The sequence below is a fragment of the Methanoregula sp. genome, assembly GCF_002835825.1.
GTDB lineage: Archaea > Halobacteriota > Methanomicrobia > Methanomicrobiales > Methanospirillaceae > Methanoregula.
In genome coordinates, this window is record NZ_PIZH01000147.1 from 1 (window position 1) to 5,225 (window position 5,225).

Annotated in this window: 4 protein-coding genes; 1 reads left to right on the top strand and 3 read right to left on the bottom strand. The window is 57.1% G+C overall.

Annotation, left to right across the window (positions count from 1 at the left end):
• The 3 genes from polC to CW742_RS06630 form a co-directional block, all read right to left on the bottom strand.
• Positions 1 to 2,009 (bottom strand): DNA polymerase II large subunit (polC, locus tag CW742_RS06620; protein ID WP_292418167.1); only part of this gene is annotated, 2,009 nt, incomplete at its 3' end.
• A 161-nt stretch (positions 2,010 to 2,170) separates the two neighbouring features.
• A complete protein-coding gene (locus CW742_RS06625) occupies positions 2,171 to 2,899 on the bottom strand; it encodes a PEGA domain-containing protein (protein ID WP_292418170.1) in 729 nt (242 codons plus the stop codon).
• 281 nt (positions 2,900 to 3,180) lie between these two features.
• On the bottom strand, positions 3,181 to 3,816 hold the full coding sequence (locus CW742_RS06630) for a hypothetical protein (RefSeq protein ID WP_292418173.1): 636 nt from the start codon (positions 3,814 to 3,816) through the stop codon (positions 3,181 to 3,183).
• Positions 3,817 to 4,013: 197 nt separating this feature from the next.
• Here CW742_RS06630 and CW742_RS06635 point away from each other — a divergent pair, with 197 nt between their 5' ends.
• Entirely contained in the window at positions 4,014 to 5,216 is a 1,203-nt protein-coding gene (locus CW742_RS06635) for a PAS domain S-box protein (protein WP_292418176.1), read from the top strand.
• The last annotated feature ends 9 nt before the right edge of the window (positions 5,217 to 5,225 follow it).

Below are 5,225 nucleotides of genomic sequence, written 5' to 3' on the forward strand. Positions count from 1 at the left end.
CCGCACGTTGTGGACGGGCAGGCGAAGGGCGTGTGCCCGCCGCACCTGTCACACCGGGTGAGGTACGGGATCTCGCCGCATTGTGCACCCCTGCGACGGCCAACCTCGCTCTCGATGCTCCCGGCTTCTTTCTGGACATCGGGGTCCACGTTATCTGCATCTATCTCCGCCGTGTGCGTGGAGGCAGACTGGCAGGAACGCCGGGCACCTCCAGAGTCCCCGAGCGGGAAGAGGACATGGGGCGGCGGGTTCATCTTCCGGGGCTTGGACTTCCCCGGCCGGCCCATGCGGCCGCCAATCCGTGTCCCGGACCGGGACCGCATCTTCAGGCCGGAGAGGTGCATCACGAGGTCTAGCGGGGCTGCATCTGCGGGAAGGGTCTGCCAGGAATCCCGTTTCTTCAGGTTGCCATCCAGTCCGAGGCCAGAAATGAACGCGAGATAGGTATGGATGACGATGACGTCATCATGGAGATCGTGAGTTAAGAGCATTTCTTCAAGGGCCGCCTTGATCGCAGGATCGTTAGGGATGTGGAGACCATTCTCCTTCACCACCCCTTTTGCAGCAACATACTCGGCCACTGCCCGGATCTGGTCGGCAGTGATGTCGTCCCAGAACCAGGTCCACGCCGGGTGGAGATACCCTCCATTTTGTGCATAGGCAAGGGCCTCTTTCTCATCCTTCGGGGGGTTTACCCCATCCCCGGCATCGAGCTGCCACCATTCCTCACAATACCCTGCGGGAACCAGCGGGTGGTTGTTCTCCAGGAATTCGCCGAACGAGATGAGGATCTCACCGACATCGAGGATCTTTTCGATCCCCGGGCCAAGCCGTTTTGCCGTGGCTTCGTCATCGATCCGGAGCACGCTGCCTTCCCGGAGCCGCACCGTCGGGCCCTCGATGGTGTCCACCGGCACAACCCCGCAGGCCTTGCCCGGCCGTTCGGTCTTCATCTGGGTGCCCGTGGCAAGGAACTCACCGAGGATATAGAGGGTTGCCGGGTGCATTCCGGCTGCGGCAAACCCGGTATTCCGCGATCGGCCGTAGCGAAGCCGGAACCCCCCTTTGCGCATCGGGTAGGAGAAGACCGGCCGGCCGCCGATGAGATCGCGGAGGTACTTGTCGAGCGGTTTGATGCCGGCGGTCTTCCCGCCATCCCCGCTCTTGGCCGCACCGGCGATCAGCTTGTCAAGCCAGTCCCAGCCCTCCATCTTCATCTTCTCGACCCGGCCTTTGAGCTTCCTCGCCTTCCCGGCAATCCCTTCGCCGATTACGAGCGCCATGCCACCCCGGACAACGTTCGTCTCCACCCGTTCGAGGTTCCGGTGGCCCGAGACCTCTTCCTGCTCGGTTGCTTCACCATCAATGCAGACCGGGCAGTTCTCGATAATGAGCCGGATCTCGGCCTCGCTTGGGAGGTACTGGAGGTTCATGATCGAGTTGTACTGCCGGATCTCCTCCACGTACCGCTCCACCTCCTCCTGCCGGGCGATGTACCGGTTGATCCCCAGCTTCTGGCGCACGTAATCGCCGACCAGCACCGACATGGCCTGCGCAGTGCCGCCGGCGCTCCGGATCGGGCCGGCATAGAAGATCATCAGGTACTGGGTCCCGTCGTCGTTCTTACCAAGCGAGACCTTGGCGATCCCTTCCGTGGGGGCAGATACAACGCCTTCTGTCAGGAGCGCCATGGCAACGCGGATGGAGTGGTCGAGCACCTCCATGATGTCCTTTTCCCCGAACCTCCGGGCAACGAAGTCGTCACCAATACGGAGTGCTGCCTCCTCGCGGGACATCGTTGCCTCAAGCTCGCGGATCCGGGCTGCAACGCCTTTGACCCCGGTGAGCACTTCCACCCGGTCCGCAAGATCGCTCGCAATCGGGATCTCAACATCGGTGCTGGGATCGAGCCCCCGCAATCGCGCTTCCTTTGCTATCGCAATCTGCTGATGGAGTCCGTCCAGCAGGGTCTTCTCGTAGGCCTCCATCACGGGCGATAGCTTGAGCATATCTACCGATGGGCCGTGAGGGGATTTATGAGTGCTGATTCAGGAGGTGTCCGGTGAAAATGGTCTGTACAAAAGGATATCATACCATGCCCGGCAGGAAGAATAAATGCGGGAACAGGAAAACGGGAGGAGATATCGTGCGCATCGATACGCCCGTACAATTATTCTTTCTTTGTCTCGTCTTCCTTTTTCGCCCCGGCCGTCTTCGCCTTGTGCGTGAAGATGGAGGCGGCGGCGCCGATCGAGGCGGTCACGATACCGATAAGGGCTGCAAGCACGGTGGGGTTCTCGAGCGGGCCGTCAGCTTCATGTTCCGCGGCAACCGGCTGCGACGTTGGCACGGGCACACTGGTGGTGGCCGGAGCCGATGGCGTGGCGATAACGATCTGCGGAGATCCGGTGTTCATGGGGTGGAGCGTCCCGTACTCGGTGGTGTCCTGGCCGGCGATGACATAGATTGTTCCTTCATAATCGATGTGCCCGCTCAGGGAGAGGCGGATCAGGTGGTTTCCCGGCATTAGCCCGGTTGCTGTCCCCGGGGTGGTGCCGTAGTATATCCCATCGATGAGGATCGCAGCACCGGGGGGGGAGGAGACAACGAACACATCTCCCGTCATCGGGGTAGTAGTGGGAACAACGGTTGTCACGGTTGTTGCCGGGGCGGTTGTCGCGGTCGTTGTCGGGGTCGCGGGGGTGGTTGCCGGCACTGCCGTGGTTGCGGTTGTTTCCACGGTAGTTGTCGGAGGCACCGTTGTCGCGGTCGTGACAATGGTTGTTTCACTGGTCGTGGAAACGGTCGTATTGGTGACGTTTCCGGTGTCTGCCATCACGGGCACGACCAGGCATGCTGCGACAAGAAGAAAAATGAGATACGTATAGTTCCTGTTCATGATAGGATCTCCATGATTTCATTTCCGGATGCAGACCCCTGCCCGCGAGAGATCCAACGGCCCCCTTTCACGGGAGACCTCGCTTTCGGGGATCATGGTTCTGGAAAAGTATTGCGTGGTTCGCCATGATGAATGTTGCCAGCGGAGAACAACAGTGCCGGTTATCGCCCGGTACTGTCCGCCTGAACAGGGGTGTCCTGCAGGGAGGCATAAAAAAAAGGGGGGTTGAGAGAGGGGATCAGATCCCCTGTCCTTTAGAGGATGCCTGAGCTCCGGGTCCCTTACTTTGTGAGAGAGTCAACGACCTTATCCATGATCTGTTCGCTGCGGTTCTTCATACCGAACCAGACAACGATGGCGATCGCTGCACCAAGGCCTATGCCGATACCCCAGAAAATGGGCGTGATGATCGTGTAGATGATCGTGAGGTCGAGCAGGAGCTGCGAAAGGGCCAGCATGACAACAACAAAGTACAGGAAGAGCCGGAGCAGGATGAGGACCGGGGTGACCAGTTCAATCTTTGAGGTCTGCGAATAGTTCCTGAAGAAGTCGATGAAATAATCGACAAGGATGATCCCCACGACAAGGATAATCACGAATGCAACAACGTGCGGGATGTACTCAAGGACCTGCGCCATGAACTTGCTGAGGTAGTCAAGGTTGAGGATATCGACTGCCGCAAGAATCGCGACAAGGTACACAACACAGCGCATGGTGATATCGCCCAGATAGCCGAGCGAGACATGCGACGTTGCCACGGTCTTTCCCACTTCCGATTCCCCGATCACAGGGGCGGTTGATACAGCCGCCATGGCCTTGTCGATGATGATCCGGACCGCTTTGCCCAGCAGGCGCCCGACAATCCAGCCAAGAAGAAGAACAATCACTGCACCGATGATGGCAGGAAGAACTGCCATTACATTTTCCCATCCACGGGAAACAATGTCAACAGACACCATACACGTTACTCCTGATTCAGATTTTTTTGAATTTTCCTGAAATAGAGTTGCAGCAGGATATGCTGCAGACACTACGCAGTAGAGTTATCGTTGTTTATATTTAAATTGTTCCTAAATTGGTTATACACTATGGTGATTCATAACAATTATAAATTTTGGAGACCCATGATACTATCACTACACCTTCGGGCGTGTGCGCAGCCATGATGCAGGACTACCAGCAGGAACTCGGCGCAATCCGGGATCTTTTAAAGAAGAATCCGAATGGCATGAGTGTCACCGATATCTCCAAAGCGCTCAAAAAGAACAAGAACACTGTCGGGCGTTACCTGGATATCCTGCTCATCTCCGGGCAGGTCGATATGCGGACCTATGGCATGGCGAAGGTGTACACGCTCTCCCAGCGTGTCCCGCTCTCCGCCATGCTGAGCTACTCAAAAGAGCTCATCATGGTGCTGGATGACGAGTTCCGGATCATCGATGTCAATGCAAATTTCCTGACCCTGCTCCACCTTTCCCGGGAGGAAGCTGTCGGAAAGAACATCTCGTTTCTCCAGTCTCCCGAAGTGGATGTCCACGAGTTATTGGACAGTATCTCAAAGGAGAGGAAAGAGGCAGAGACAACAGTCACTTTCTTTGTCAAAGACAAAGGAGAGCGGATATTCCACCAGAAATGCGTCCCCACGGTCTTCGACGATGGCGGCAAAGGGATAACCCTTATCCTTGAGGACGTAACAGAACGGATCCTTGCCGAACGGGAGATCCGGGAGAGCGAAGAACGGTTCCGGACAATGGCAGAGAACATCCGGGACGGGCTCATTATCCTCGAAAACGGGAAGACCGTGTACGCAAACCGGCGTATTGCCGAGATAACCGGGTATTCCTTCAAGGAACTCTGGGCCATGGACACGCTCTCCATCATTCCCGAAGAGTCCCGTGACGAGGTAATCCAGAGAAGAAAGGAGATCGATGCACATCCCGAGACCCCCGGTGACTTCCAGACATGGATCATCCGGAAGGATGGAAAACGGCGGTTTGTCTATATCCGGATCAATACGGCCCGCCAGGGCAGCATCCTCTTTTATTTCATCATCTTTACCGACATCACCGAGCTGAAGAACCAGGAGGCAAAAGTCCGCGAGAGCGAGCAGCGGTTCCGGATGATGGCAGAGAACATCCAGGACGGGCTCATCATTGTCGAGAATGACAAGGTGGTATACACGAACCACCGCATCAACGAGATCTCCGGCTATACGGATGAGGTGATTAGGAGAATGGGGCTCCACGGTACAATTATCGTGGAGAACGTATCCGGGGGAATGGCCGATGCGGGCCTCATACCGTTTTCCGAGGAGTAGAAGAAAGGA

Bases quoted from the DNA above. Each gene is read 5' to 3' on its own strand.
- CW742_RS06625 (WP_292418170.1), bottom strand. From the start codon at position 2,899: ATGAACAGGAACTATACGTATCTCATTTTTCTTCTTGTCGCAGCATGC.
- CW742_RS06630 (WP_292418173.1), bottom strand. From the start codon at position 3,816: ATGGCAGTTCTTCCTGCCATCATCGGTGCAGTGATTGTTCTTCTTCTT.